This is a genomic window from Neisseria sp. P0009.S007, from assembly GCF_051962515.1.
Genome location: NZ_JBQCVF010000431.1, coordinates 1 through 1,164 on the forward strand (window position 1 = coordinate 1; position 1,164 = coordinate 1,164).

The following is a 1,164-nucleotide window of genomic DNA, read 5'->3' on the forward strand; positions in this document are numbered from 1 at the left end:
ACAATGGGAATTATAGAATTTTCTTTAAAACAACAAATTCTTTGTCTTTTTTTATCTTAAATTTTCCCAAGACCCACTCGCCGCTCTTGTTAAACTCCCCGCTTTCTCCACAATAGCCTCTTTGCTCAACCTTGGTCGCTTGCAAAATCACTTCATCATCACTTACAAATCGATAAAGACCTTCTGAATGTGGAAAACAATCATTACCGCATTCTGCTGAATAACCGCTGCTAAACCTGCCGTCTTTATCAAACTCAATGTGCTTTCCATAAATGTGATTGTCAGAGCCGGTTGTTTCTACCCGACTGAGATAATATGCGTTTTGGGGCGCATCCATGGGTAACTCGTCAATATGCCACAATCCCACCAGTACATTTTTTTCTAAAATTTTTCCTTGATTGATTGAAACTGCTTGAGGCTTTGGCTCGGACTCAAGACAACCTGTCAAAGATAATGACAATCCGAATACAACAAGGGCTGAGATAAATTTCTGCATAGAAAACCTTTAGTGAAGAAATCGATTAATGACAGTCAAGGCATTGCCACAATGTATGCCAATTTTGATGAGGCAATACCCTTTCTGCCGTTTTCAGACGGCCTTTTTCACTTCAACAAACGTTTCAACATACCTTCATACACTGCCGACAGCTTAGGAATATCTTCCAAACGTACGTTTTCGTTGATTTGGTGGATGGTCGCGTTGGACGGGCCTAATTCGATGAGTTCTGTGGCAATGGCTTTGATGAAGCGTCCGTCCGAAGTGCCGCCGGTAGTGGACAATTCGGCCTCAACACCACAAATCTCGGCAATGGCTTCGCGTGCCACGTCGGTCAGTTTTCCTGCCTGAGTAAGGAACGGCTGGCCTGAGCAAGACCACTGCAAATCGTATTGCACACCGTGTTTGTCCAAAATGGTATGAACGCGTTGCTTCAGACCTTCTTCGGTGGACTCGGTAGAGAAACGGAAATTGAATTTGACGTTCAGCTCGCCCGGAATCACATTGGTCGCGCCTGTGCCACCGTTGATATTGGAAATTTGGAAACTGGTCGGCGGAAAGTATTCGTTGCCCTCGTCCCAGACTTCTTGTGTCAGCTCCAGCAAGGCCGGGGCAAAAGTATGCACGGGATTGATTGCCAAATGCGGATAGGCAATATGGCCTTGCTT

The 1,164-nt window shown here is 45.1% G+C and carries 2 protein-coding genes; both read right to left on the reverse strand.

Translation table 11 applies throughout. The features are described 5' to 3' along the window. Positions 1-10: 10 nt before the first annotated feature. Positions 11-496, reverse strand: a complete 486-nt coding sequence (locus ACTHS3_RS13835; RefSeq protein ID WP_070606896.1) for a hypothetical protein — start codon at positions 494-496, stop codon at positions 11-13. Positions 497-603: 107 nt separating this feature from the next. Continuing rightward, positions 604-1,164: M20/M25/M40 family metallo-hydrolase (locus ACTHS3_RS13840; RefSeq protein WP_440368235.1), on the reverse strand; the 561-nt coding region annotated here is incomplete at its 5' end.